This is a genomic window from Janthinobacterium lividum (genome assembly GCF_034424625.1).
Lineage (GTDB): Bacteria > Pseudomonadota > Gammaproteobacteria > Burkholderiales > Burkholderiaceae_D > Janthinobacterium > Janthinobacterium lividum.
Window position 1 is genome coordinate 5,777,363 of sequence record NZ_CP139976.1, and the last position, 24,240, is coordinate 5,801,602.

The 24,240-nt window shown below is 64.7% G+C and carries 18 protein-coding genes and 1 pseudogene; 10 read left to right on the forward strand and 9 right to left on the reverse strand.

Going from position 1 to position 24,240, the window contains the following annotated elements; genetic code table 11:
- Positions 1–74 precede the first annotated feature (74 nt).
- The 5 genes and pseudogenes from U0004_RS26125 to U0004_RS26145 all read left to right on the forward strand — a co-directional run bounded on the left by U0004_RS26125 (position 75) and on the right by U0004_RS26145 (position 6,827).
- Positions 75–1,262, forward strand: a complete 1,188-nt coding sequence (locus U0004_RS26125; RefSeq protein ID WP_034780723.1) for a cation:proton antiporter — start codon at positions 75–77, stop codon at positions 1,260–1,262.
- Complete coding sequence (locus U0004_RS26130; RefSeq protein ID WP_070256033.1) at positions 1,263–2,393, forward strand: YbdK family carboxylate-amine ligase; 1,131 nt, start codon at positions 1,263–1,265, stop codon at positions 2,391–2,393.
- A 390-nt stretch (positions 2,394–2,783) separates the two neighbouring features.
- Positions 2,784–3,266: pseudogene (locus tag U0004_RS26135) on the forward strand (sigma-70 family RNA polymerase sigma factor); the annotation flags it as partial.
- Between the two features lie 189 nt (positions 3,267–3,455).
- Positions 3,456–4,100 carry a FecR family protein gene (locus U0004_RS26140; protein WP_231958390.1) on the forward strand — a complete coding sequence of 215 codons (645 nt, stop codon included), beginning with the start codon at positions 3,456–3,458 and terminating at the stop codon, positions 4,098–4,100.
- Between the two features lie 255 nt (positions 4,101–4,355).
- Positions 4,356–6,827 (forward strand): TonB-dependent siderophore receptor, encoded by a 2,472-nt coding sequence (locus tag U0004_RS26145; protein WP_070256129.1) that lies wholly within the window; start codon positions 4,356–4,358, stop codon positions 6,825–6,827.
- Here the strand turns inward: U0004_RS26145 and U0004_RS26150 are convergent, their stop codons facing one another.
- Both U0004_RS26150 and U0004_RS26155 read right to left on the reverse strand, forming a co-directional pair.
- Positions 6,828–7,907, reverse strand: a complete 1,080-nt coding sequence (locus tag U0004_RS26150) for an alginate lyase family protein (RefSeq protein WP_081345600.1) — start codon at positions 7,905–7,907, stop codon at positions 6,828–6,830.
- A complete protein-coding gene (locus U0004_RS26155; RefSeq protein ID WP_034780288.1) occupies positions 7,904–8,911 on the reverse strand; it encodes a gamma-glutamyl-gamma-aminobutyrate hydrolase family protein in 1,008 nt (335 codons plus the stop codon). Before U0004_RS26155 ends, U0004_RS26150 begins: the two co-directional genes overlap by 4 nt.
- 212 nt (positions 8,912–9,123) lie before the next feature.
- On the opposite strand from U0004_RS26155, the gene U0004_RS26160 reads away from it, so the two are divergent.
- Genes U0004_RS26160 through U0004_RS26170 form a run of 3 tightly spaced genes read left to right on the forward strand, consistent with a single transcriptional unit; the run spans position 9,124 to position 10,986 of the window.
- On the forward strand, positions 9,124–9,432 hold the full coding sequence (locus U0004_RS26160) for a hypothetical protein (protein ID WP_230520583.1): 309 nt from the start codon (positions 9,124–9,126) through the stop codon (positions 9,430–9,432).
- Positions 9,429–10,466 (forward strand): 4-hydroxy-tetrahydrodipicolinate synthase, encoded by a 1,038-nt coding sequence (gene dapA / locus U0004_RS26165; RefSeq protein WP_070256039.1) that lies wholly within the window; start codon positions 9,429–9,431, stop codon positions 10,464–10,466. The genes U0004_RS26160 and dapA overlap by 4 nt, the downstream gene beginning before the upstream one ends.
- Positions 10,444–10,986: a ParA family protein gene (locus tag U0004_RS26170; RefSeq protein WP_070256041.1), complete on the forward strand. Its 543-nt coding sequence runs from the start codon at positions 10,444–10,446 to the stop codon at positions 10,984–10,986. The genes dapA and U0004_RS26170 overlap by 23 nt, the downstream gene beginning before the upstream one ends.
- A 55-nt stretch (positions 10,987–11,041) precedes the next feature.
- Here the strand turns inward: U0004_RS26170 and U0004_RS26175 are convergent, their stop codons facing one another.
- The 7 genes from U0004_RS26175 to kdpF all read right to left on the reverse strand — a co-directional run bounded on the left by U0004_RS26175 (position 11,042) and on the right by kdpF (position 20,064).
- Positions 11,042–11,791 (reverse strand): TorF family putative porin, encoded by a 750-nt coding sequence (locus U0004_RS26175; RefSeq protein WP_070256138.1) that lies wholly within the window; start codon positions 11,789–11,791, stop codon positions 11,042–11,044.
- Between the two features lie 145 nt (positions 11,792–11,936).
- Positions 11,937–12,635: a two-component system response regulator KdpE gene (gene kdpE / locus U0004_RS26180; protein ID WP_034746496.1), complete on the reverse strand. Its 699-nt coding sequence runs from the start codon at positions 12,633–12,635 to the stop codon at positions 11,937–11,939.
- Positions 12,632–15,373, reverse strand: coding sequence for a DUF4118 domain-containing protein (locus U0004_RS26185; RefSeq protein ID WP_070256044.1), 2,742 nt, complete (start codon positions 15,371–15,373; stop codon positions 12,632–12,634). The genes kdpE and U0004_RS26185 overlap by 4 nt, the downstream gene beginning before the upstream one ends.
- Positions 15,374–15,495: 122 nt before the next feature.
- On the reverse strand, positions 15,496–16,071 hold the full coding sequence (gene kdpC, locus U0004_RS26190; RefSeq protein ID WP_070256047.1) for a potassium-transporting ATPase subunit KdpC: 576 nt from the start codon (positions 16,069–16,071) through the stop codon (positions 15,496–15,498).
- Between the two features lie 10 nt (positions 16,072–16,081).
- Positions 16,082–18,160, reverse strand: a complete 2,079-nt coding sequence (gene kdpB, locus U0004_RS26195) for a potassium-transporting ATPase subunit KdpB (protein ID WP_070256050.1) — start codon at positions 18,158–18,160, stop codon at positions 16,082–16,084.
- A gap of 9 nt (positions 18,161–18,169) precedes the next feature.
- Positions 18,170–19,975, reverse strand: a complete 1,806-nt coding sequence (kdpA, locus tag U0004_RS26200; RefSeq protein WP_070256052.1) for a potassium-transporting ATPase subunit KdpA — start codon at positions 19,973–19,975, stop codon at positions 18,170–18,172.
- Positions 19,975–20,064, reverse strand: coding sequence for a K(+)-transporting ATPase subunit F (gene kdpF / locus U0004_RS26205; RefSeq protein WP_034746483.1), 90 nt, complete (start codon positions 20,062–20,064; stop codon positions 19,975–19,977). The genes kdpA and kdpF overlap by 1 nt, the downstream gene beginning before the upstream one ends.
- 462 nt (positions 20,065–20,526) lie before the next feature.
- Between kdpF and U0004_RS26210 the strand changes: the two genes are divergently transcribed.
- Both U0004_RS26210 and U0004_RS26215 read left to right on the forward strand, forming a co-directional pair.
- The gene (locus U0004_RS26210; RefSeq protein WP_034780309.1) at positions 20,527–22,524 is read left to right on the forward strand and encodes a DNA topoisomerase IV subunit B; all 1,998 of its coding nucleotides are present in this window, start codon (positions 20,527–20,529) and stop codon (positions 22,522–22,524) included.
- On the forward strand, positions 22,524–24,233 hold the full coding sequence (locus tag U0004_RS26215) for a molecular chaperone HscC (protein ID WP_070256054.1): 1,710 nt from the start codon (positions 22,524–22,526) through the stop codon (positions 24,231–24,233). Before U0004_RS26210 ends, U0004_RS26215 begins: the two co-directional genes overlap by 1 nt.
- Positions 24,234–24,240 lie beyond the last annotated feature (7 nt).

Consider the following 24,240-nt stretch of genomic DNA (forward strand, 5'->3'; position numbering starts at 1 on the left):
TCGCTGCACCACGACATTGCCGCGCCAGCCCCGTGCTGTCGGCCGGTGCCAGCGCCATTTTCAAAGGAATGAGCATGCAAAGTCTGATCTCGATCGCCGCCGACCTGTCCTGGCCGTTCGCCATTACCCTGGCCTGGGTGGTGGGCGAATTCGGCCACCGCTGGACTGGCCTGCCGCGCATCAGTTTTTACGGCGTGATCGGTTTCGTCCTCGCGCAGACGCAGGTGGGCATCCTGCCGCAGACGGACGCGGGCCCCATGCTGGTGCTGGCCGACGTGGCCTTCGGCCTGATCCTGTTCGAGGTGGGCTACCGCATCAACCTGCGCTGGCTGAAGAACAATCCCTGGATCGCCGTCACGGGGCTGGTGGAATCCCTGCTGACCTTTGCCGTCGTCTACTTCATCGGCATCGAATTCGGCAGCACTTCGATGACGGCGCTGCTGCTGGCGTCGCTGGCCATGTCCACCTCGCCGGCCACCATCATGCGCGTCATCAACGAGGAACGCAGCTCGGGCCAGGTCACGGAACGCATCGTCCACCTCACCGCCCTCAATTGCGTGCTGGCCGTCTTCACGTTCAACATCATCGTCGGCTTCTGGATGTTCCAGAGCTCCACAGACCTGATCGAGGCGAGCAGCAGCAGCGCCGCCGTGCTGGCCGCCTCCGTGGCCGCCGGCACCGTCTTCGGCATCGTCGTGCCGGCCATGCTGCGCCGCCTGGGCAACATGGCGCAGGATGCCACCGTGGCGTTCGCGCTGTCGGTGATGCTGCTCGTCGCCCTCACCTACACCACCAGCCTGTCGCCGCTCTTGGCCACCCTCACCTTCGGCCTGGTGGCGCGCCACCGCCGCGTCGCCTTCAGCCAGGCGCAGCGCAATTTCGGCGCGCTGGGCGAGCTGCTGACGGTGCTGCTGTTCGTGTATGCCGCCTCGACCCTGGAATGGGCCAGCGTGGCAGCCGGCGCGGGCCTGGCACTGGCCGTCGTCGGCGGTCGCCTGCTGACAAAGGTCGTCGGCGTGGCCGCGTTTTCGCATGTGAGCGGCATTTCCTGGCGCAAGGGCGTGCTGACGGGAGTGGCGCTGACGCCCGTCTCCGTCTTCATCATCCTGCTGCTGGAACACGCGCGCCAGCATGGCGTGAACTTCGGCGACGAATTGAACGCCCTGGCCGCCATCACCCTGGGCCTGGAACTGGTCGGCCCCGTGCTGGTGCAGCGCGTGCTGATGCTGGCCAAAGAAACCCACGAAATCAAGGAGCGCTAAATGCCGCTGGAACCCTTTGGCCAATCGGCCGCGCTGACCTTCGGCGTCGAACTCGAACTGCAACTGGTAAACCTGTCGGACTATGACTTGACGGCCGCCAGCCCCGACCTGCTGCATCTGCTGAATAAAAAACCGTTCCCCGGCAACGTCACGCCGGAAATCACCGAGAGCATGATCGAGATCAACTCGAGCGTGCACACGCATCATGGCCCCCTGCTGGAGCAGTTGCAGGAAATCCGCGACACCTTGATCACGGCCGGCGACAAGCTCAATATCGGCATCGCGGGCGGCGGCACGCACCCGTTCCAGCAGTGGTCGTCGCAAAAGATCTTTTCCAAGCCCCGTTTCCAGGAAATCTCGGAACTGTACGGCTACCTGGCCAAGCAGTTCACCATCTTCGGCCAGCATGTGCACATCGGCTGCGCCTCGGGCGACGACGCCATGTTCCTGCTGCATTCGCTGAACCGCTACATCCCCCACTTCATCGCCCTGTCGGCTTCCTCGCCCTACGTGCAGGGACGCGACACCCTGTTCGATTCGGCCCGCCTGAACTCCGTGTTCGCGTTTCCCATGAGCGGGCGCGCGCCGTTCACCCTCAGCTGGGACCAGTTCTCCAACGAGTATTTCGCCAAGATGGAGAACACGGGCATCATCAAGAGCATGAAGGATTTTTACTGGGATATCCGTCCCAAGCCGGAATTCGGCACCATCGAACTGCGCGTGTGCGACACGCCGCTGACGGTGGAGCGGGCCGCCGCGCTGGCCGCCTACCTGCAGGCCCTGTGCCGCTACCTGCTCGAACGCCGCGAAACGCCGCCGGTGGAAGACGACTACCTCGTGTATAACTACAACCGCTTCCAGGCTTGCCGCTTCGGCCTCGATGGCGCCATCACGCACCCGAAAACCTACGAAACGATGTCGCTGCGCGAAGACATCATGACCACCCTGCGCAAGATGGAACCGCACGCCGAGGCGCTGGGCAGCACGCCAGCCCTGAAACACCTGTCGGACGTGGCCAAGCAATGGAGCGACGCACAATACCTGCGCAAGCAGCACAATGTGCAGGGCAGCGCCGAGGGCATGGTCGATTCGGCGATCCGCTGCTTCCGGGGCGAACCCATGAATTATTGAGGCCTGGCCCGTTCACCCCAACACCTGAACTGCCGGAGTCGGACCCTCAGGGTCCGACCCCGGATCTTGCTTTTGGGGTGCAATCAGAAGCGTAGGTCGGATTAGCCCATAGGGCGTAATCCGACAATATTGTTAGCGCCAGTGCTGGCGTCGGATTACGCGCTTACGCGCTAATCCGACCTACAGTCTTTTTGGCCGCCTCTCCCTTCCGCTCGCGACGGTTTTGCCGGTCATCGTGACTTTTACCCCAACAGCGCAAAGCCAAAAAACCACACCCGCCGCCCCCGTCATTTACAGCCCCTGCCCCCGCTTGTTACAATAAGTGAGAATGATTCTTATTATTGTTTAAAAACACCAGCCCAGCAGGGCCGGCCATGCAAGGGGAATGCGATGCCGCTGGCAGAGCCGCTACAACGCCAGGACATTGCGACACTGTATGCCGACCACCATGGCTGGCTGCAGGGCTGGCTGCGCAAGAAACTCGGCAGCACGGCGTGCGCGGCCGATATGGCGCATGACACCTTCGTGCGCCTGCTCGACCGCGAAGACGCCGTCGCCGCGCGCGAGCCGCGCGCCTTTCTCGCCACCGTCGCGCAACGCGTGCTGTTCAACCATTACCGCCGTCAGAAACTTGAAGAGGCTTACCTCGACGTGCTGGCACAACTGCCGCCCCGGCATGCGCCATCGCCCGAGGAACGGTCGCTGCTGCTGGCCACCGTGTTTGAACTCGACCGCATGCTCGACGGCTTGCCGCCTCCCGTGAAACGGGCTTTTTTACTGCGCCAGCTCGACGAGCTGCCACAGGAAGACATTGCGCGCCAGCTCGGCATCTCGCTGGCGACAGTAAAACGCCATCTGCAGCGGGCCGCCAGCGCCACGCAAGCGTGGCAGCAGCTGCAAACGCAGCATGAACACCTGCCGCCCGCCATGCAGGCGACCCTGCTGCGCGCCTGCGTGCAGGCGAATGCGCCGCGCCGCCATGCCGTCAAGACCCTGGCCCTGCTGCTGGCCTGCGGCACCTCGCTGTATGCATTCGAACGCCGCGGCCCGTGGCGCGGCTGGATGGCCGACTACCGCACGGCCGTCAACCAGCGCCGCGTCGTGACCCTCGATGACGGCACGCGGCTCACGCTCAACACCAGCAGCGCCGTCAATATCGTTTACAACGGCGAACAGCGCCGCATTCAACTGCTGGCCGGTGAAATCTTCATCGCCACCGGCAAGGATGCGGCACAGCGGCCGTTCTTCGTCGACACGCCGCATGGCAGCCTGCAGGCGCTGGGCACGCGTTTCACGGTGCGACTGCACGAGCAATATGCCAGCGCCGGCGTGCTCGAAGGCGCCGTCGCCGTGCTGGCCGACGACGGCGGCCAGCGCCTGGTGCTGCGTCCCGGGGAAGGCGCCCATTTCGACGGCACCGGCTTGCACCGCCAGGCGCTGGCGCCTTATGGCGGCGCCTGGCTGGACGGCATGCTGGTGGCGCGCGACATGCGCCTGGCCGATTTCCTCGCCGAGCTGTCGCGCTACAGCGACCATCCGCTGGCCTGCGCGCCCGCCGTCGCCAGCCTGCGCGTGTCCGGTTCCTACCCGCTGGCCAATGTCTGCGCCATCCTCGACGCCGTCAGCGCCAGCCTGCAGCTGCGGCGCAATACCGTCACGCGCTTCTGGGGCCATCAGGTGGTGCGCATCGAACTGGCGGCCCGCTGAAAAATATTTTCTGCAAAGTGAGCTGTTTCGCCGTGCTCGCGTGACTTGGTAAGTAATGCTCGGGAAATTATTGTGAATTTATGACGAACAGAACCGGATGCTATTCAAGGCGCCTGCAGCGACGCAGTGCGAGCACTGCTAGCTGCGGGCAACACCGCACAGCGCCGCTTATGCAAGTCAGAAAACACAATAACTTATTGAGGGTTACTTAGATAGGCAGTCTCCATCTTGCGCATCCACGAAAGGTTTTATTCCATGCACCACGCTTCGCGTTCCCTCCTTACCCGCACCGTCCTGGCCTGCGCCCTGTCGCAAATCGGCATGGCCCTGGCCCTGCCGGCATCGGCCCAGACGCAAACCCGGCAAGTACGCACCTACAGCATTCCGGCCGGCGCGCTGGGCGACGTGCTGACGCGCTTTGGCAGCGACAGCGCCATTTTATTGTCGTTCTCCAGCGAGGCCACGCAAGGCTTGCGCAGCGCCGGCCTGCAAGGCAGCTACAGCCTGCAGGAGGGTTTCAGCGTACTGCTGGCGGGCAGCGGCCTTCAAGCCGTGCCGCAATCGAACGGCGGCTACCTGCTGCAAAAGATCGCCACCGGCGCCGGCGCCCCTTCGGCGGACAGCCGCGGCGTAGCCGTCATGAGCGGCGTCACGGTGGTGGCGGCCGCCGAGCGCAGCGCCGCCACCAGCGGCACGGGCAGTTATACGGGCGGCCCCGCCAGCGGCGCCACGGGACTGGCGTTGACGCAGCGTGAAACGCCGCAGTCGCTGACCATCGTCACGCGCCAGCAGATGGATGACCAGAACAGCAACGCCGTCTCCGACGTCATGAAAAACGTCAATGGCGTGAGCGTGCAAAACTACGACAGCGACCGCTGGAGCTTCCAGGCGCGCGGCTTTGCCGTTACCAATTTCCAGTACGACGGCGTGTCGGCCATCTATGACGGCGTCTACGACTGGGGCACGACGAACAGCGACATGGCCATCTATGACCGCATCGAGGTGCTGAAGGGCGCGACGGGCCTGATGAGCGGCTCGGGCGACCCGTCGGCCACCGTCAACATGGTGCGCAAGCGCCCCACCGCCAGCTTCGAAGGTTCGGCCACCCTGGGCGCGGGATCGTGGGACAACTACCGCGGCGAAGCCGATGTCTCCGGCCCGCTCAATGCCAGCCGCACGGTGCGCGGCCGCCTGGTGGGCGCCTACCAGGACAAGCATTCCTACCTGGACCGCTACACGCAGCAGAAATCCGTCGCCTACGGCATCATCGAGGCGGACCTGACACCCGTCACCCTGCTCACGGCAGGCTTCACGCACCAGGATTACAAGCCGCGCGGCTCGACCTGGACAGGCTTCCCCGTCCTGCTTTCCGATGGCACCCGCACGGATTTCCCCACTTCGTGGAACCCTGCCACGGACTGGAGCCGCCGCGACATGCAGAACACCACGCTGTTTACATCGCTGGAACATACGTTCGCCAACGCGTGGAAAGTGAAACTGAGCGCCAACCAGCTGCGCAGCAAGCATGACAGCGTGCTCGGTTCGGCCAGCGGCGGCAATCCCGCTCCTGTCACGGGCGAAGGCGCGTATTTCTTCATGGGCAAATACAAGGGCGACCGCCGCCAGACCACCGTCAACGTGGATGCCAGCGGTCCATTCACGGCCTTTGGCCGCCGGCATGAAGCGATGATCGGCTATTCCAGTTCGACGGCAAAGCAGGATGGTCCCGTCTACGAATCGGTCTACCCTCCCGTGGAAGGCAGCTATTTCGACTGGCGCGGCCAGTATGCGGAACCGGCTTTCAAGCGCCTGGGCGACGACAACGACAGCACGCGCCAGAGCGGCTTGTATGGCGCCGTGCGCCTGCATCCCGTCGATGCGCTGTCCGTCATCGTCGGCGCGCGCGTCAGCAACTACAAGCAGGAACAGGACCGCACCTTCTTCGACGCCGGCACCGCGCGCATCACCTCGCGCATCGAGGAAAGCAACGTCATCACGCCGTATGCGGGCGTCGTGTATGACCTCGACAAGACCTATTCCGTGTTCGGCAGCTACACCAGCATCTTCGCGCCGCAGAGCAACCGCGACATCAACCGCAACTTCCTGTCGCCCGTGCGCGGCAAGGGCGTGGAAGCGGGTGTGAAGGCGGAGTACCTCGACGGCAAGGTCAATGCCAGCGCGTCCCTGTTCCAGATCCGTCAAAGCAACGTGGCCAGTTCCGTGGGCGAAGTCAACGGCGAAGAAGCGTATAAAGCCATCGACGGCGTCACCAGCCGCGGCGTGGAAATGGAAGTGACGGGCGAAGTGGCCAAGGATGTGAAGCTGAGCGCCGGCTACACCTACACCCACGTGCGCGACGCGGATGGCAAGGACGTGTTTTCCACCATGCTGCAAACGACGCAGCCTGCCCACCTGGTGCGCGTGCAAGGCACGTGGCGCCTGCCGGCCAGCCTGGACAAGCTGACCGTCGGTGGCGGCGTCAACTGGCAAAGCAGCTACGAAGGCAATATCTGGAATCCCGCCATCGAGGACTATTCGCGCATCAAGCAGGGCGGCTACGCGCTGGTCAACCTGTTGGCCCGCTACGAGATCAGCAAGAACGTCACGGCCAGCCTCAACGTGAACAACCTGCTGGACAAGAAGTACCTGACGGGACTGGGTCTGTTCCAGACGGGCTTCTACGGCGAACCGCGCAATGTGATGTTCACCGTGCGCACGAAGTTTTAATCAGCTTCCGTACAGCGCCAGCGCCCAGGCTGGCGGGCGCAATTCCAGCGCCAGCGACAGGCAAGCGGGATCGAAGCGTGCCGCCAGCAGGTACACATTGGCGGCGCCCTTCGGCTCCCAATTCCCCGTAAAGCCCTTTTCACCGGCCGCCACGCGCTTGCGGTCGAAGGGCACGGCGCTTTTCGCGAACTCTTCGTGCGTCTTTCTGCCCTGCGCATAGGGCGCCAGCCAGGCCAGCGCCTCGGCCAGGCGCCGCGCTTCCGGCGCGCCATACCAGTCGTCGCCATGCGCCTGCGCCATCAGGGTTGTCGTCAGCAGCGGCTCCAGGCTGTAGGTGGTGTAATGCAGGGCGTCGCGCTGCTCGAAGTCGAAGGGTACGCCGCCGGCGCCGATATTACGCGGCACGTGCGCCAGGAAGCGTTCCTTCGCGCGCGCGATCAGCAAGGCGTCGCCCGTGACATACGCGGCGGCCGTGCCGATCTTGATGCGGTGGCTGTGCCAGTTGTTGCGCGCCGTGGACGGGCCGCCCACCTTGATGGGATCACTCAAATACCCGTGCGCCAGGGTGCGGCAAAACGCCTGCACCTGCTCGCGCTCGACGCCGTTCAAGCGTTCCTGTACCAGGTCATAGCCCATCAGCAGGCTGGCCAGCTCCGTCTCGTCGACAGGGCTGAACGAGGGCTGATAGCTGCCGCTCCAGGCCAGCAGCAGCTGGCGCGCCGCCTCGAAATGCGCCATCTCGCCCGACAGCCGCCAGGCCAGCGCCTGCAAGCGCGCCTGGCGCCAGTCTTCCTGCGCCTGCTGGCTGGTCTCGCGTCCGCCCTCTCCCTTCAGCAAGCCGCCCGTGCGCACTTCTGCCATCAGGTGCACGGGCCGCGCCGCATCCTTGCGCGCCGCCTTGAGCACCTCTTCGGCAATGGCCGGCGCCACCCGCGCCTTGAGCGTGCGGGCGCGCGCGGCGGACGTCAGCGCAAACGCCAGCGGCCCGTCATGCGGGCGCGGCGCCGCGCGCAAGCCCGACAAGGGCAACGCCAACAGCGCGGCCAGCACAGTGCGCCGGCGGATCAGGTGCGTACTCAAAACCGCGTCTCCCGCGCCGCGCGCAAAAAGTTATCGAGGATGGGCGTGCAATCGAGCAGCTCGACGCCGCCCGCCGAATGGAATTCCGGGTGCCACTGCAAGCCCATGACGAAGCGCGCCCGCTGGTAGCGGATGGCTTCGACGATATTGTCCCCTTGCGAATACGCTTCCACGGTGATGTCGCGCCCCAGGTCCTTGACCGACTGGTGGTGGATGGAATTGACGAGCGCCTCGCCCGCCTTCGGGAACATGCCCGCCAGCGACGAGCCTTTCGGGAAGACGATGCTGTGACGGTGGCGGTCATACAGGTCGTTGACGTGCGAGGTGGCGCCTTCCACGTCCGAGGCGATGTCCTGGTACAGGGTGCCGCCAAAGCCCACGTTGATGAGTTGGCAGCCGCGGCAGATGCCCAGCACGGGTTTTCCCGCATCGACGAATTCGTGCAGCAGTTCCAGTTCGTACAGGTCGCGCGCGCGGTCGCCGTTCCATTCGGGCCGCGTGGCTGCCTCGGAATACGTCTGCGGCGAGACGTCGGCGCCGCCCTGCAGCACCAGGCCGTCCAGGTGGCGCGCATAGTGGCGCAAGGTGATATTGCTCGGGTGTAGCTGGCCGCTGGTATTGACCGTCGGGATCATGAAGACCAGCACGTCGCGCGACATGACCCACTGGGCGATCGACTCTTCCAGGTATTGCAGGTTCTTGCTGCGCAGGCCAGTGGCGCCCGGCTCGGGGTGGAAAATGCGTGCCGAGATGCCGATGCGCAGGGTGCGCCGCATGAAATCGCGGCTGGCCTTGTCGCGCATGGAGCGGTAGCGCGACGAGATCACCCGCCAGGCCAGCGCCAGCGGCGTATCGTTGTCCTTCAGGTAGCGGGGGGCCGCGTCGCGCGCACGGTGCTCATCATCGGGTGCCCGGCGACCCACCCGGTCAGGCCGCGACGGCGGTGATGCTGGCGCTGCGGGATCGGTGGAAGGAGGAAGCTGGGGATCTTTTTCGTCTGACATGGCGGGGCTGACTGAAAGCGGAGACGTTTTCAATATAAACCCCTGCCCCCGAAAGCACGATTCAATTTTGTAACAAAAGCATACGCACGGGGCATCCACGCAACACGCTCAACGCATACGGCCCGTTTACGCTGGCGGCCCCGCTTTTTAGAGAATCTTTACGCCCCCGCTGCTAATCTTGAACGTACCTCAACCACCGCTGCAAAGCCACCATGGAACCCCATTCACGCCTGCAAACGCATCAAGCGCATCAAGCACTGCCCCACCGCCATCCCCGCCTGCCCACCTTCCTCATGCATATCACGGTCGACAAAGCCTGCCTGGCCGAGCTGCGCCAGCTGGTCGTCCAGACCTGCGGCGGCATGCTGTCATTCATGCGCGTCGAGGCGGTCGACCATGCCGAGCGCATGAAAGTCTGGCTGTGCGTGACGGAACCGGCCTTGCGCCTGACCATGGATGCCGTCATGCGCCTGCTGCCGGCGGCGGAATTTGGCCGTATCAGCCAGGGGAAATCGCTATGAACCAGTATGCCTGCGACCACGCGATGTCTTCAATGCGCATCACCGCGCACTTCCAGGGCATCTGGGTGCCGATGGTCACGCCATTCCGTGATGGCGATGGCGACATCGACTTCGACGCGGCCCAGCAACTCGCGTGCGATCTGGCCGCCAGCGGCATCGACGGCCTGGTGGTGTGCGGCACCACGGGTGAAGCGGCCATGCTGAGCGCCGCAGAACAGACCATGCTGCTCGACAGCGTGCTCGAAGCCGTCGGCCCCCGCTTCCCCGTCGTGATGGGGATCGGCGGCAGCGATACGCGCGGTGTCGTCGCCACGGTGCAGCGCTACAACGACCATCCGCTGGCCGGCCTGCTCATCTCCGCACCCGCCTATGTGCGCCCTTCGCAGGATGGCATCGTGCGCCATTTCCAGGCCATCGCCGCCGCCACCGACCAGTCCATCGTGCTGTACAACGTGCCGGCCCGCACAGGCGTCAACATCGAACCGCAGACGGCGGCCCTGCTGGCGCGCGACTCGCACTTCGTCGCCATCAAGGAAGCGGGCGGCAAGCTGCAGCAGCTGGGCGAACTGCTGCTCGACACGCGCCTGGACGTCTTGTGCGGCGACGATGCGCTGCTGCTGGCCAGCCTGTCCATGGGCAGCCACGGCGCCATGTCGGCCGCCGCCCAGGTCCGCCCCGACCTGTATGCGCAGCTGTACCACCTCGTCAAACAGGGCCGCCACGGCGCCGCCGGCGCGCTGTTCAAGACCATGTTGCCCGTCATCCGCCTGCTGTTTGCCGAACCGAATCCCGCTCCCGTCAAGGCGGCGCTGGCCATGCAGGGCAAGGTGCGCGACGCATTGCGCCTGCCGATGACGCCCATGTCTTCCGCCGGCCAGGCCGCCCTGGCCGCGGCACTCGATCCATTGATGCAGCTGCCGGCATGGACGGCCAGCGACAGGGAAGAGCCGCGCGAAGGCTGTCTGCTGCAGCTGGTCTCCCCTGCCAACATCATGCCAGCCGTACGCCAAGATGATCATCGCCATCACGGATGAACGCGGGGGGATGGAGAAATCCATCCTGGCCGGGCGGCTGGCCGCCTCGCGCGCGCTGGCCGGACGCAAGGTATTGCTGCTCGATGCCGATCCGCGCCAGGGCGCCATGGCGCAAGCCAGGAACATGCACGACGGGGCCATGCACGGCAGCCTGACGCGGCCGCGCCTGATGGCGCGCGCCATCAGCGCCAAGGGCTTGCAACCGGAGCTGGAACACCTGGTGCACTGCTACCATGACATCGTCATCGACAGCGAAGGCCGCGACTCCATGGGCAGCCGTTCGGCCCTGATCGCCGCGCGCGTGCTGGTGGTGCCGCTCGACGGTGTCGTCAACGCCGCCGCGCAATCAGGTTTGGCGCGCCGCATTGCGCACGCGCGCAGCGTCAATCCGGGCCTGCGCGTCCTGCTGGCAACGGACACGCAAGCGGCACCCGCCCACGCCTTGGCCGCGCAGATTCCCGCCGCCCGCGTAGTCAGCCTGGGACAGCTGTACTGCGCCGTTTTCAACCTGCCGGCCTAGCCTGGCGCATCACGTAAAAAAAGGCGGCGCATGCGCCGCCTCTCCTCCCTGTCAATTAAAACGTCTTGCTGACGGTCAGCTGCAGCGCCGTCTTGCCCATGAATTTGCCATTCACGGGCGAGGCATAGGCGGACTTGCCGGCGTTCGTGCCGATCACGGCCAGCGCGCCCGTCACCACGCCGAAGTCGCGCGTGACGCCCACTTTCCAGTCCGTATAGCTAGCCGCGTCGTTGTTTTTGACCTTCTGATGGCCCGCATGCAGGTTGCCGGTCCAGCCGTTCGTCAGGTCGATGGTCGCGCCGATGTCCAGGTAGCCGCTGTTCTTGCTGTTGACGATGCCGAACAGGTTCGAGACGGCGTGCGAATATTTGACGTAGGCGGGACCATACGACAGCTGGCCGTAGACTTCCTGCGTGTCCGCGTCGGCCAGGCCGGCGATATGCTTCAAGCCGTTGTCCGCATACACGTACGCCAGCACACCCACGTCATAGCCAACGTCGCTGCTCAACTGGCCGCGCTTGCCCGCATACAGGTCCACTTCCACGTCGCCGCTGCCGCCCGCGTCCTTGGTCCACTTGATGGTGGAGGCCCAGGCGCCCGCGTACAGGCCCGTCGGGTTGTTGACATAGTCGGCGCCGCCCTGCAGCGCGGGTTTCAAACGCGTCTGCGAAATGCCGCGATAACGGTAGTCGGACACGCCGGCCACGTTGAAGCTGACTTCATTATCGGGCTTGGCCTCTTCCGCGTGGGCCAGGCTGCCCGTAAAGGCTGTGGCGACGGCAAGTGCAAGTAACATTTTATTCATGGTTTTTTCTTCTTCATTGGTGGTATGGGCCTTTGCCAACATGGCGCAGCTGGCCCGCCGCTGCAAAAATTCGCTGCAAAAATTTAAAGTAAAGCGTCCCCCTGGCGCACGCGGCGCCTGTTTTCCAACAGGGGATTGACAGGTATTAGAGCGGCAGCAGCAGCCGGTAGCCGACGGCCGTTTCCGTCAACAGGTACTGCGGCTGGGCAGGATCGGCTTCCAGCTTCTGGCGCAGATGCCCCATGTAGATGCGCAGGTAATGGCCGTTTTCACTGTTCGACGGCCCCCACACTTCGCGCAGCAGCTGCGGATTGGTGACCACCCTGCCCGCGTTCTTCACGAGTACCGACAGCAAACGGAATTCCGTCGGCGTCATGTGCACCAGCTGCTTGTTGCGCGTCACCAGCCGGTCCTTCAGATCGACCCGCACGTCGCCGAACTGCACCACGCCATCGTCGCTGGCGGCGGGCTGGCGCTGACGGCGTAAGGTGGCGCGCACGCGGGCCAGCAGTTCGCCCACGCCGAACGGCTTGGTCAGATAATCGTCGGCGCCCGCGTCCAGCGCGCGGATCTTGTCCTGCTCGTCGACCCGCGCCGATAGCACGATGATGGGCACGGCCGACCATTTGCGGATGTCGGCGATGAAATCGATGCCGTCGCCGTCGGGCAGCCCCAGGTCCAGCACGATCAGGTCGGGCCGGCGCGTGCCGGCATCGATCAGGCCCCGCTGCATGGTGGCGGATTCGAAAATCTGCCAGCCCTCGTCTTCCAGCGCGGCACGCACGAAGCGGCGGATTTGCGGTTCATCCTCGACCAGCAAGGCGGTGGCGGAAGGTTCGTTCATGTTGGTTTTCCTGTTTCATGGTCGTTGGCGTCATCGAGCTCGGTCTCCGGCGGCGCCGGGGGCGTGCCCAGCGGCAGGCTGAAGACGATGGCGGCGCCCTGTCCCGGCGCGTGCGGCTGCGCGTGGATGGTGCCGCCGTGGGCTTCGACGATGGCGCGGCAAATGGCCAGCCCCAGCCCGACGCCCGGCTTGTTCGACTCGCGCTCGCCGCGCGTAAATTTTTCAAAAATGGCTTCTTCTCGGCCCGGCGGCAAACCCGGGCCATCATCAGACACCGCCACCTGCAGGAACTGGCCGTGCACCCCGGCCGCGACCGTGATGGTGCTGCCCGGCGGCGTGTACTTGGCCGCGTTTTCCAACAGGTTGCACAGCACGCGCTCGACCAGCACGGCATCGTAGCGCACCAGCGGCAAGTCCGGCGCCAGCTGCGTCTGCACGGCATGCTGCTGCAATTGCGGGCCGCTGGCGCGCAGCGCGCTGCCCACCACTTCTTCCAGCGCCTGCCATTGCAGGTTCAGGCGCACCTGTCCGCTCTCGATGCGCGCCATGTCCAGCAAGTTCGCCACCAGGGCGCTCATGCGCACGGTTTCGGACTGCAGCGAGCGCGCCATGTCCAGCTGCGCGGGCGACAAGGCGGGCCGCGACAGGGCCAGCGATTCGGCCAGGCCAACCAGCGACGTCAATGGCGTGCGCAAGTCGTGCGACAGGGCCGCCAGCAGCGAATTGCGCAGCCGCTCGGACTCCATCTGCAGCAGCGCGCCCTGGGCCACGTCGATATAGTGCACGCGTTCGAGGGCGATGGCCGCCAGCGCGGCAAAGGTATCGAGGTGCTGGCGCTGTTCCGGCACCAGCAGCCAGCGCCCGCGCTGCGCGCCATCGAGCGGCAGCAGCGCCAGCACGCCCCGCGTGCGCATCGGCGCGATCAGCGGCAGGTAGAAAACGGGCGAAGCCGGCAAGGTATCGGTCCCCGTCCCTGCCGCCTGTGCATGGTCGAAGGCCCACTGCGCAATGCCGATATCGAGCGCCTCGCCGCCGTTCGGGGCCTGCAAGCCGCCCTCGTCATCGGGCAGCAGCAGGGTGGCGCGCGCGCGGAAAGCCCGTTCGATGGCGCTTTTCGTGATGTCGAAAATCTGCTCCGTCTGCAGCACGCCGGACAGCTCGCGCGAGAATTCATACAGGGCGCGGGCGCGCGCTTCGCGGTGCGAGGCCACGCGCGCCTGGAAGCGCAGGCCCGCCGTCAGGTGGCCCGTGATCAGGCCCACGGCCAGCATCACGCCAAAGGTGATCACATACTGGAAATCGCCCACGGCAAACGAGAAGCGCGGTGGCACGAAGACGAAATCGAAGCAGGCCACGCCTACCAGGCTCGCCAGCGCCGCCGGCCCGCGCCCCAGGCGCACGGCCACCAGCACCACCGTCAGCAAGGACAGCATGGCGATATTGGCCAGGTCAAGATAGGGCTGCAGGGGGACGGAGGCGAGCGCCGTGGCCAGGCTGGCGCCGGCGGCCAATATGTAGCGCCAATGGCGCGAGGGCCGGCGCGGCGCCTCCGCATCTTCGCCGGCCGCGCGCCGGGGCGCCGCATCGGCAGGCGGCAAGCCCACCTCGATCAAATCGATATCGGGTGCCAGGCTGGCCATGCGCGCGGCTGGCGGCGTGTGCCACAGGTGCACCAGCGTGCCGGCGCGGCCACGGCCCACGATGACTTTCGAGATATTCGCGTTGCGCGCATACTCGACCACGGCGCCGGCGATGTCGGCGGACGGCACAATGGCCGTGCGCGCACCCAGGTCCTGCGCCAGTTTCAGGGTTTTCAGGATGCGCTCGCGCTGGACCGCCGGCAGGCGCTGCAAACGCGGTGTTTCCACGTACAGCGCATGCCATTCCGCATTCAGCTGGCTGGCCAGGCGCGCCGTGCTGCGGATCACGTGCTCGCCGCCCGCGTGCGGTCCCACGCAGGCCAGCAGCGCGGCGCCCGTCTTCCACACGGGATTGATGGATTTCTCGACGCGGTAAGCCTGCACGTCGTCCTGCACCCGGTCCGCCGTGCGGCGCAAGGCCAGTTCGCGCAAGGCGATCAGGTTACCCTTGCGGAAAAAATGCTGCGATGCCCGCTCGGCTTGCAGCGGCTGATACACCTTGCCCTGCTTCAGGCGGCGCAGCAGTTCATCGGCCGGGATATCGACCAGCACCACTTCATCGGCGCGGTCGAACACCGTGTCGGGCAAGGTCTCCGCCACGCGCACGCCCGTGATCCCGCCCACCACGTCGTTCAGGCTTTCCAGGTGCTGCACATTCACGGTGGAGAGCACGTCGATGCCGGCCGCCAGCAATTCCTCGACATCCTGCCAGCGCTTCGGATGGCGCGAACCGGCCACGTTCGAGTGGGCCAGTTCATCCATCAGTATCAGCGGCGGCGCGCGCCGCAGGGCCTCGTCCAGGTCGAATTCGAACAGGGTCTTGCCCCGGTACTCGATGGCCTTCAGGGGCAGCACGGGCAAGCCGTCAAGCTGGGCCGCCGTATCCTGACGCCCATGCGTCTCCACCACGCCCACCAGCAAGTCCTGGCCATCGGCCAGCAATTTGCGTGCGGCCGCCAGCATCGCATAGGTCTTGCCGACGCCGGCCGAGGCGCCAAAATAGATGCGCAGCCGGCCGCGCGCGGCTTTCTTTTCCTGCGCCTGCACTTGCGCCAGCAGGGCATCAGGGTCGGGGCGTTGGCTGTCGTTGGGGAGCATGTTGTATTTTAATCTTCCTGGGCATTGTAGGTCGGATTAGCGCGCTAGCGCGTAATCCGACGACATTGTTGGCTGCGCCGTGGGTAAAGTCGGCTTACGCCGGCCAACCAACCGTTGTCAGCTTACTTTGCCATGGCATCCAGCGCCAGATTCAGTTCCAGCACATTCACGCGCGGCTCGCCGAAAAAGCCGATATACGCGGTTTTCTGCACCTTGGCGATGGCGTTTTCCACCTGCGCCAGCGGCACGGCGCGCACGCGGGCCACGCGCGGCGCCTGGTACAGGGCTCCCGCCAGACTGATTTCCGGATCCAGGCCGCTGCTCGACGCCGTCACCAGGTCGACAGGGATCGGGTTGCGGTTGCCCGGATCGGCAGCCTGCAGGGCGGCGATGCGCGCCTTGACGGCGTCCACCAGGGCCGGATTGGTCGGCCCCTGGTTCGAACCGCCCGAACCGGCACCGTTGTTCGCCATCGGCGCGGTGGCCGATGGGCGGCCCCAGAAATACTTGGGCGAGGTGAAGGACTGGCCGATCAGGGTCGAGCCGACAGGCTTGCCACCACGCTCGACGATGCTGCCGTTGACTTCATCGTTGAAAGCCAGTTGCCCGATGCCGGCCGTGGCAAACGGATAGACGACGCCGCAGATCACGGTCAGCGCGGCAAACAGGACCAGGGCGGGACGTACGATAGTGTTCATGACGGTTCCTTTAGACTAAATTGAGTGCGGACAGCAGCATGTCGATCAGCTTGATGCCGATGAAGGGCAGGACGATGCCGCCCAGGCCGTAGATCAGCAGGTTGCGGCGCAACAGGCTGGCCGCGCCAATGGCCCGGTATTGCACGCCTTTCAGCGCCAGCGGAATCAGCACGACGATGATCAATGCATTGAAGATCACGGCCGACATGATGGCCGAGGCGGGACTGGCCAGGTGCATGATGTCCAGCGCTTTTAGCTGCGGATAGGTGCCCACGAAGGCGGCCGGGATGATGGCGAAGTACTTGGCGATGTCGTTCGAAATCGAGAACGTCGTCAGCGAACCGCGCGTCATCAGCATCTGCTTGCCGATTTCAACGATTTCCAGCAGCTTGGTGGGATTCGAATCCAGGTCCACCATATTGCCCGCTTCTTTTGCCGCCTGCGTGCCCGAGTTCATGGCCACGGCCACGTCGGCCTGGGCCAGCGCCGGCGCATCGTTGGTGCCGTCGCCCGTCATCGCCACCAGGCGGCCTTCGGCCTGGTAGCTGCGAATGAGTTTCAGCTTGTCTTCCGGCGTCGCTTCGGCGAGGAAATCGTCCACGCCCGCTTCGGCGGCAATCGCCGCTGCCGTCAGCTTGTTGTCGCCCGTGATCATGACAGTCTTGATGCCCATGCGGCGCAATTCCGCGAAGCGCTCCTTGATGCCGCCCTTGACGATATCCTTCAGCTCCACGGCGCCCATGACGCGGCCATCGTCAACCACCACCAGCGGCGTGCTGCCGCGGCGGGCGATGTCGTCGACGGCGCGCCCCACCTCGGCCGGATACGGCTGGCCCAGCGCTTCCACGTACTTCTTCATGGAGTCGGCCGCGCCCTTGCGCAGCTGGCGTACCTGCTGTTCGCCCGCGATATCCACGCCGCTCATGCGCGTCTGCGCCGTGAAGGGCACGAAGGTGGCGTGCAGGCTGGCCATCTCGCGTTCGCGGATATTGAACTTCTGCTTGGCCAGCACGACGATGCTGCGCCCTTCCGGCGTTTCATCGGCCAGGGAGGCCAGCTGCGCCGCATCGGCCAGCTGCTGCTCCGTCACGCCGGGCGCCGGCACGAAGCTGGACGCCTGGCGGTTGCCCAAGGTAATGGTGCCCGTTTTGTCGAGCAGCAGCACGTCCACGTCGCCGGCCGCTTCCACGGCGCGGCCCGACGTGGCGATCACATTGGCCTGCATCATGCGGCTCATGCCGGCCACGCCGATGGCGGACAACAGGCCGCCGATGGTGGTCGGAATCAGGCACACGAGCAGCGCGATCAGCACGGTGATGGTCACCGGCGCGCCACTGCCGGCCGCCGCCACGGAAAACAGCGAATACGGCAGCAGGGTCACGGTGACGATCAGGAACACGATCGACAGGGCGACGAGCAGGATCGTCAGGGCGATTTCATTTGGCGTCTTCTGGCGCTTGGCGCCTTCGACCATGGCGATCATGCGGTCGATGAAGGCTTCGCCAGGGTTGACGGAAACGCGCACCAGCAGCCAGTCCGACAGCACGCGGGTACCGCCCGTCACGGCGGAAAAGTCGCCGCCCGATTCGCGGATGACGGGCGCCGATTCACCCGTGATGGCGCTCTCGTCGACGGAGGCCACGCCGGCCGTCACTTCGCCGTCGGCGGGAATCACGTCGCCCGCCTCCACCAGCACCGTCATGCCCTTGCGCAGGTCGGTGGCCGGCGTGGGCAGCCAGGAAGTGCCGTATTTCGGCGTCTGCATTTTCTTTGCCATCACCGTCTGCTTCAGGGTGCGCAGGGACGCGGCTTGCGCCTTGCTGCGGCCTTCGGCCAGCGCTTCGGCGAAATTCGCGAACAGCACGGTAAACCACAGCCACACGGCGACGGCGACGATGAAGCCGAATGGCGCTTCGCCCTGGCCATTCAGGGCCTGGATGGCCAGCAGGGTCGTGATGATGCTGCCCACGTAGACGACGAACATCACGGGGCTGCGCCACTGCGTGCGGGGGTCGAGTTTTTTGAACGCATCGACGACGGCGGGGCCGATCAGTGCGGAATCGAACAAGGTCAGGCTTGTGCGTGACATGGTAGCCTCTTATTTGATGAAAAGTTGCAGGTGTTCGACGATCGGGCCCAGGGCCAGCGCGGGAACGTAATTCAAAACGCCGACGAGCACGACAACGCCGATCAGCAGGCCGATGAACATGGGGCCGTGCGTGGGCATGGTGCCGGCATTGGCCGACAGTCGCTGCTTGGCCGCCAGCGAACCGGCTACCGCCAGCACGGGCACGATCACGCCGAAGCGGCCGAACCACATGGCGATCGCCAGCATCACGTTGTAGAACGGCGTGTTGGCAGACAGGCCGGCAAACGCGCTGCCGTTGTTGTTGGCCGCCGACGTGAAGGCGTACAGGATCTCCGAGAAGCCATGCGCGCCCGGATTGGCCACGCCAACCGTGCCCGGTTCGACCATCACGGCGATCGCCGTGCCCGTCAAGACCAGGGCTGGCGTGACCAGGATGGCCAGCGAGACCATCTTCATTTCATAGGCCTGGATTTTCTTGCCCAGATATTCGGGCGTGCGGCCTATCATCAGGCCGGCGATGAAGACGGCCAGGATGGCGAACATCAGCATGCCGTACAGGCCCGTGCCCACGCCGCCGAAAATCACTTCGCCGAACTGCATCAACAGCAGCGGCACCATGCCGCCCAGGGGCATGTAGGAATCGTGCATGGAATTGACGGCGCCGCACGATGCGGCCGTCGTCACCGCCGCGAACAGGGTCGAGGAGCTGATGCCGAAGCGCGTTTCCTTGCCTTCCATATTGCCGCCCGATTGCAGGCTGCTGGCCTGCTGGTCCACGCCCAGGGCTTGCAGGGCGGGATTGGCTTGCTGCTCGGCGCTCATCACGCCAGCCGTCATGACGACAAAGATCAGGGTCATGGCGGCCAGCACGGCCCAGCCCTGGCGCAGGTCGCCCACCATGCGGCCGAAGGTGAAGCACAGGCCGGCGGGGATGATGAAGATGGCCAGCATCTGCAGGAAGTTCGACAGCACGGTGGGGTTTTCATACGGATGCGAGGAATTGGCGTTGAAGAAGCCGCCGCCATTCGTGCCCAGCAGCTTGATCGACTCCTGCGACGCGACAGGGCCCATGGCGATCGTCTGCGTCGTCGCCACTTGCGCTTCCATCACGGGCTTGCCGGCCGCATCCAGCACGGGCTGGCCGTCGGCCGTCACTTTCGGCGTTTCATACGCCACGTGGTCGAGCAGGGTCACTTCCTTGTAGGCGGAAAAATTCTGGATCATGCCTTCGCCCATGAAGACGACGGACAGGGCCAGGGACAACGGCAGCAGGATGTACAGGGTCGAGCGCACCAGGTCGACCCAGAAATTGCCGATCGACTTGCCCGAGCGCGAGGCGAAGCCGCGCACCAGCGCGAAGATCACGGCGATGCCGGTGGCCGCCGAAAAGAAGTTCTGGCACGCCAGGCCCAGCATCTGGGTCAGGTAGCTCATGGTCTGTTCGCCGCCGTAGCCCTGCCAGTTGGTATTGGCGACGAAGCTGACAGTGGTATTGAACGAGGAATCGGGGCTGACGGCGCCCAGTCCCTGGGGATTCAAGGGCAGGAAGCCCTGCAGGCGCTGCAGGCCGTAGACGAAGACGGCGCCCACGGTATTGAAGACGATCAGGGCGATGGCATAGCTTTTCCAGCCCATGGCCTTGTCGGCGGGAAGGCCGGACCAGCGGTACAGCAGGTTTTCCAGCTTTTGCAGCCAGCCCAGGCCGCGCACGGGGCCATCGCCGGCCACCCTGGCCATGTACAGGCCCAGCGGATAGCCGGCGGCCAGCAGCACGGCCAGGAAAGCCACCAGTAACAATATCGATTGCGTCGTCATCACAGTTCCTCCGCCTTCAGCAGCGCCACCAGCAAATACACGAGCAGGCCAGCCGAGACGACGGCGCCCAGCACATAAAACGCGTTCATTTGACGCTCCCTAATTTGTCGCAGGCGACGGCAAAGCCGGCCGCCACGACGAAAAACACGGCAATCAAGCCGAGATACACGAGATCCATTCCCACCCTCATTCAGGTTTGTTTTGATAGTGAGCAGATTAGCCAAAAGGGTCTAAAAAATTCGTAAAGACTGGGGAGGCAGCTGTAAACAAGATGTAAAAACGGCGGCTTTACCGCATAAAATCCAGCACAATTGGCGCAAAACCACGCGCGCGGCGCACTGTTGTTGCCTTGGAGTAGCGCTATTGCCCGCCGATCAAGATAGAATGCGCGAGCGTCCGCACAAGGACGCCAAGCCTGCCGCACTGCCCTCCCCCAGTGACGCTGGACGGGATATACTGTATATTCATACAGTTATCGCCGCCGCTGTCATTGCGCCCGCAGTGCCCTGGCCTGGCGTTCCAACCACTGTCTTTATTTAGCTTGAACACGTATGGCCACTAAAAAACCAGCATCCGACTACAGCGAATCATCCATCCGTGTCCTGAAAGGACTGGAACCCGTCAAGCAGCGCCCGGGGATGTACACCCGCACTGAAAATCCGCTGCACATCATTCAGGAAGTGATCGACAATGCCTCCGACGAGGCGCTGGGCGGTCATTGCACGCATATCGCCGTCACGCAAAACACGGATGGCAGCATTACCGTCGAAGACAATGGCCGCGGCATTCCCGTCGGCCTGCACCCGGAAGAAGGCGTGCCGACGGTGGAAATCGTGTTTACACGGCTGCACGCGGGCGGCAAGTTCGACAAGGGTTCGGGCGGCGCCTACGCGTTCTCGGGCGGTCTGCACGGCGTCGGCGTGTCCGTCACCAATGCGCTGTCGACGCGCCTGGAAATCACCGTCTGGCGCAAGGAAAGCGACGGCAACGGCTTGCACCACATGGTGTTTGCGAATGGCGACGTGATCGAGCCCTTGAATTCCCGCCCCGCCCCGCGCGACGGCAAGAAGTCGGGCACGCGCGTCACGGCCTGGCCCGACGCAAAATATTTTGATTCGCCCAACATCTCGCAAACGGAGCTGCAACGCCTGCTGCGCTCGAAAGCCGTGCTGCTGCCGGGCGTCACCGTGACGCTCACCAACGCGAAGACGGGCGACACGCAGACCTGGCAGTACGCGGAAGGCTTGCGCGGCTACCTGACCGAAACGCTGGCGCAGGTATCGAATGGCGAAACCCTGATTCCCCTGTTCGAAGGCGCGCAATACGCGGGCCCGGACTCGGAAGGCTTTGCCGAAGGCGAAGGCGCGGCCTGGGTGGTGGCGTGGACGGAAGAAGGCGCCATCGTGCGCGAGTCGTATGTCAACCTGATCCCCACCTCGAATGGCGGCACGCACGAATCGGGCTTGCGCGACGGCCTGTTCGGCGCCGTGAAGAACTTCGTCGAAATGCACTCGCTGCTGCCGAAAGGCGTGAAGCTGCTACCGGAAGACGTGTTCGCGCGCGCTTCCTTCGTGCTGTCGGCCAAGGTGCTGGACCCGCAATTCCAGGGCCAGATCAAGGAACGCCTGAACTCGCGCGACGCCGTGCGCCTCGTCTCGACCTTCACCAAGCCGCCGCTGGAACTGTGGCTGAACCAGCACGTCGACTACGGCAAGAAGCTGGCCGATCTCGTGATCAAGCAGGCGCAGTCGCGCCAGCGCTCGCTGCAAAAAGTGGAAAAGAAAAAATCCTCGGGCGTCGCCGTCCTTCCCGGCAAGCTGACCGACTGCGAATCGTCGGACATCGCGCGCAATGAACTGTTCCTCGTCGAGGGCGACTCGGCGGGCGGTTCGGCCAAGATGGGGCGCGACAAGGAATTCCAGGCCATCCTGCCCCTGCGCGGCAAGGTCTTGAACTCGTGGGAAACGGACCGCGACCGCCTGTTCGCGAATAACGAGATCCACGACATTGCCGTCGCCATCGGCGTCGATCCGCACAGCGTGGGCGATACGCCCGACCTGTCCGGCCTGCGCTACGGCAAGATCTGCATCCTGTCCGACGCGGACGTGGACGGCTCGCACATCCAGGTACTGCTGCTGACGCTCTTCTTCAAGCACTTCCCGGCCCTGATCAACAAGGGACACATCTGCATCGCCCGTCCGCCTTTGTACCGCGTGGATGCGCCGGCGCGCGGCAAGAAGCCGATGCAGAAAATCTATGCGCTCGACGACGGCGAACTGCTCGCCATCGAGGACAAGCTGCGCAAGGAAGGCGTGAAACAGGGCGCCTGGTCGATCTCGCGCTTCAAGGGCCTGGGCGAGATGAACGCCGAGCAGTTGTGGGAAACGACGATGAACCCGGACACGCGCCGTTTGCTGCCAGTCACGCTCGGTGAAGTCGACCACATGGCCTCGGCCTCCCGCTTCAATATGTTGATGGGCAAAGGCGAAGCGGCCGGACGCCGCGCCTGGATCGAAGAACACGGCAATGAGGCGGAGGCGGATATCTGATGATCATCGGTATCGACCTGGGCACCACCAACAGCCTGGTCGCCATCTGGCGCGATGGCAAGGCTTCCATCATCCCGAATGCGCTCGGTGAACACCTGACGCCATCGTGCGTCAGCATCGACGACGACGGCACCGTGCTGGTGGGCCGCGCCGCGCGCGAGCGCCTGCAGACGCACCCGCAGCTGACGGCGGCCGTCTTCAAGCGCTACATGGGCAGTGAAAAGAAGATCACTCTCGGCACGCAGCAATTCCGTCCGGAAGAGCTGTCGTCGATGGTGCTGCGCGCGCTGAAGGAAGATGCCGAAGCCTTCTTGGGGCACAAGATCGAGGAAGCCATCATCACCGTGCCCGCGTATTTCAGCGATGCGCAGCGCAAGGCCACGCGCATCGCCGGCCAGCTGGCGGGCTTGCGCGTGGAGCGCCTGCTGAACGAACCGACGGCCGCCGCGCTGGCCTACGGCATCCGCGACAAGGAACAGGAAAGCAAATTCCTCGTCTTCGACCTGGGTGGCGGCACCTTCGACGTGTCGATCCTGGAGCTGTTCGAAGGCGTGATGGAAGTGCGCGCCTCGGCCGGCGACAATTTTCTGGGCGGCGAAGACTTCGTCACCGTGCTGGTCGACGCCTTTTTGGAAGGCAGCGGCTTGCGCGATGCGGCCGGCAGCCGCCTGTTCGACCCGCGCCAGCAGCAGCTGCTGCGCGATGAGGCAGAGCGCGTCAAGCGCCTGCTGTCGGACCAGCCATCCGTGCGCATGGCCACGCGCTACCAGGACAAGGAATACAGCTGGGAGATCAGCGAAGACAAACTGGCGCAATTGTGCGAGCCCCTGCTGGCCCGCCTGCGCCTGCCCGTGGAACGGGCGCTGCGCGACGCCACCATCCGCGCGGCGGAATTGAATGAAGTAGTGCTGGCCGGCGGCGCCACGCGCATGCCGCTGGTGCGCAAACTCGTCTCGCGCATGTTCGGCCGCTTCCCCGCCATCCACCTGGATCCGGACGAAGCCGTGGCGCTGGGCGCCGCCGTGCAAGCAGGGCTCAAGATGCGCGACGCGGCGCTCGACGAAGTGGTCATGACGGACGTGGCGCCGTACTCGCTGGGCATTTCCATTTCGCGCCAGGTCGGCGCGAACCAGTATGAAGGCGGGCATTACCTGCCCATCATCGAGCGCAATTCCGTGGTGCCCGTCTCGCGCACGGAAAACATCACCACCATCCACGACAACCAGAAGGAAATCAACGTGGCGATCTTCCAGGGCGAGTCGCGCCTGGTGGCCGACAACGTTTTCCTCGGCAAGATCAGCTTCCCGATACCCGCGAAAAAGGCGGGCGAAATCGGCATCGACGTGCGCTTCACCTACGATGTCAGCGGCGTGCTGGAAGCGGAAGTGACCGTGCTGGAAACGCAGGAAAAGCACAAGATGGTCATCAGCGACAACGCGGGCGTGATGACGCCGGAACAGATCGAGCAGCGCTTTGCGGAACTGGCCGACCTGAAGATCCACCCGCGCGAGCAGATGGAAAACCGCACCCTGGTCACGCGCGCCGACCGGCTGTACGAACAGTCTCTGGGCGACGTGCGCCAGTACCTGGCGGCGCACACGGCCAACTTCCAGGCCGCGCTGGAAACACAGGACCCGAACACCATCCGCAAGGCACGCCAGGCGCTCGACGAAGTGTTGCGCCAGGTCGAGAGCGAGAGCTTCCTGTAAATGGACT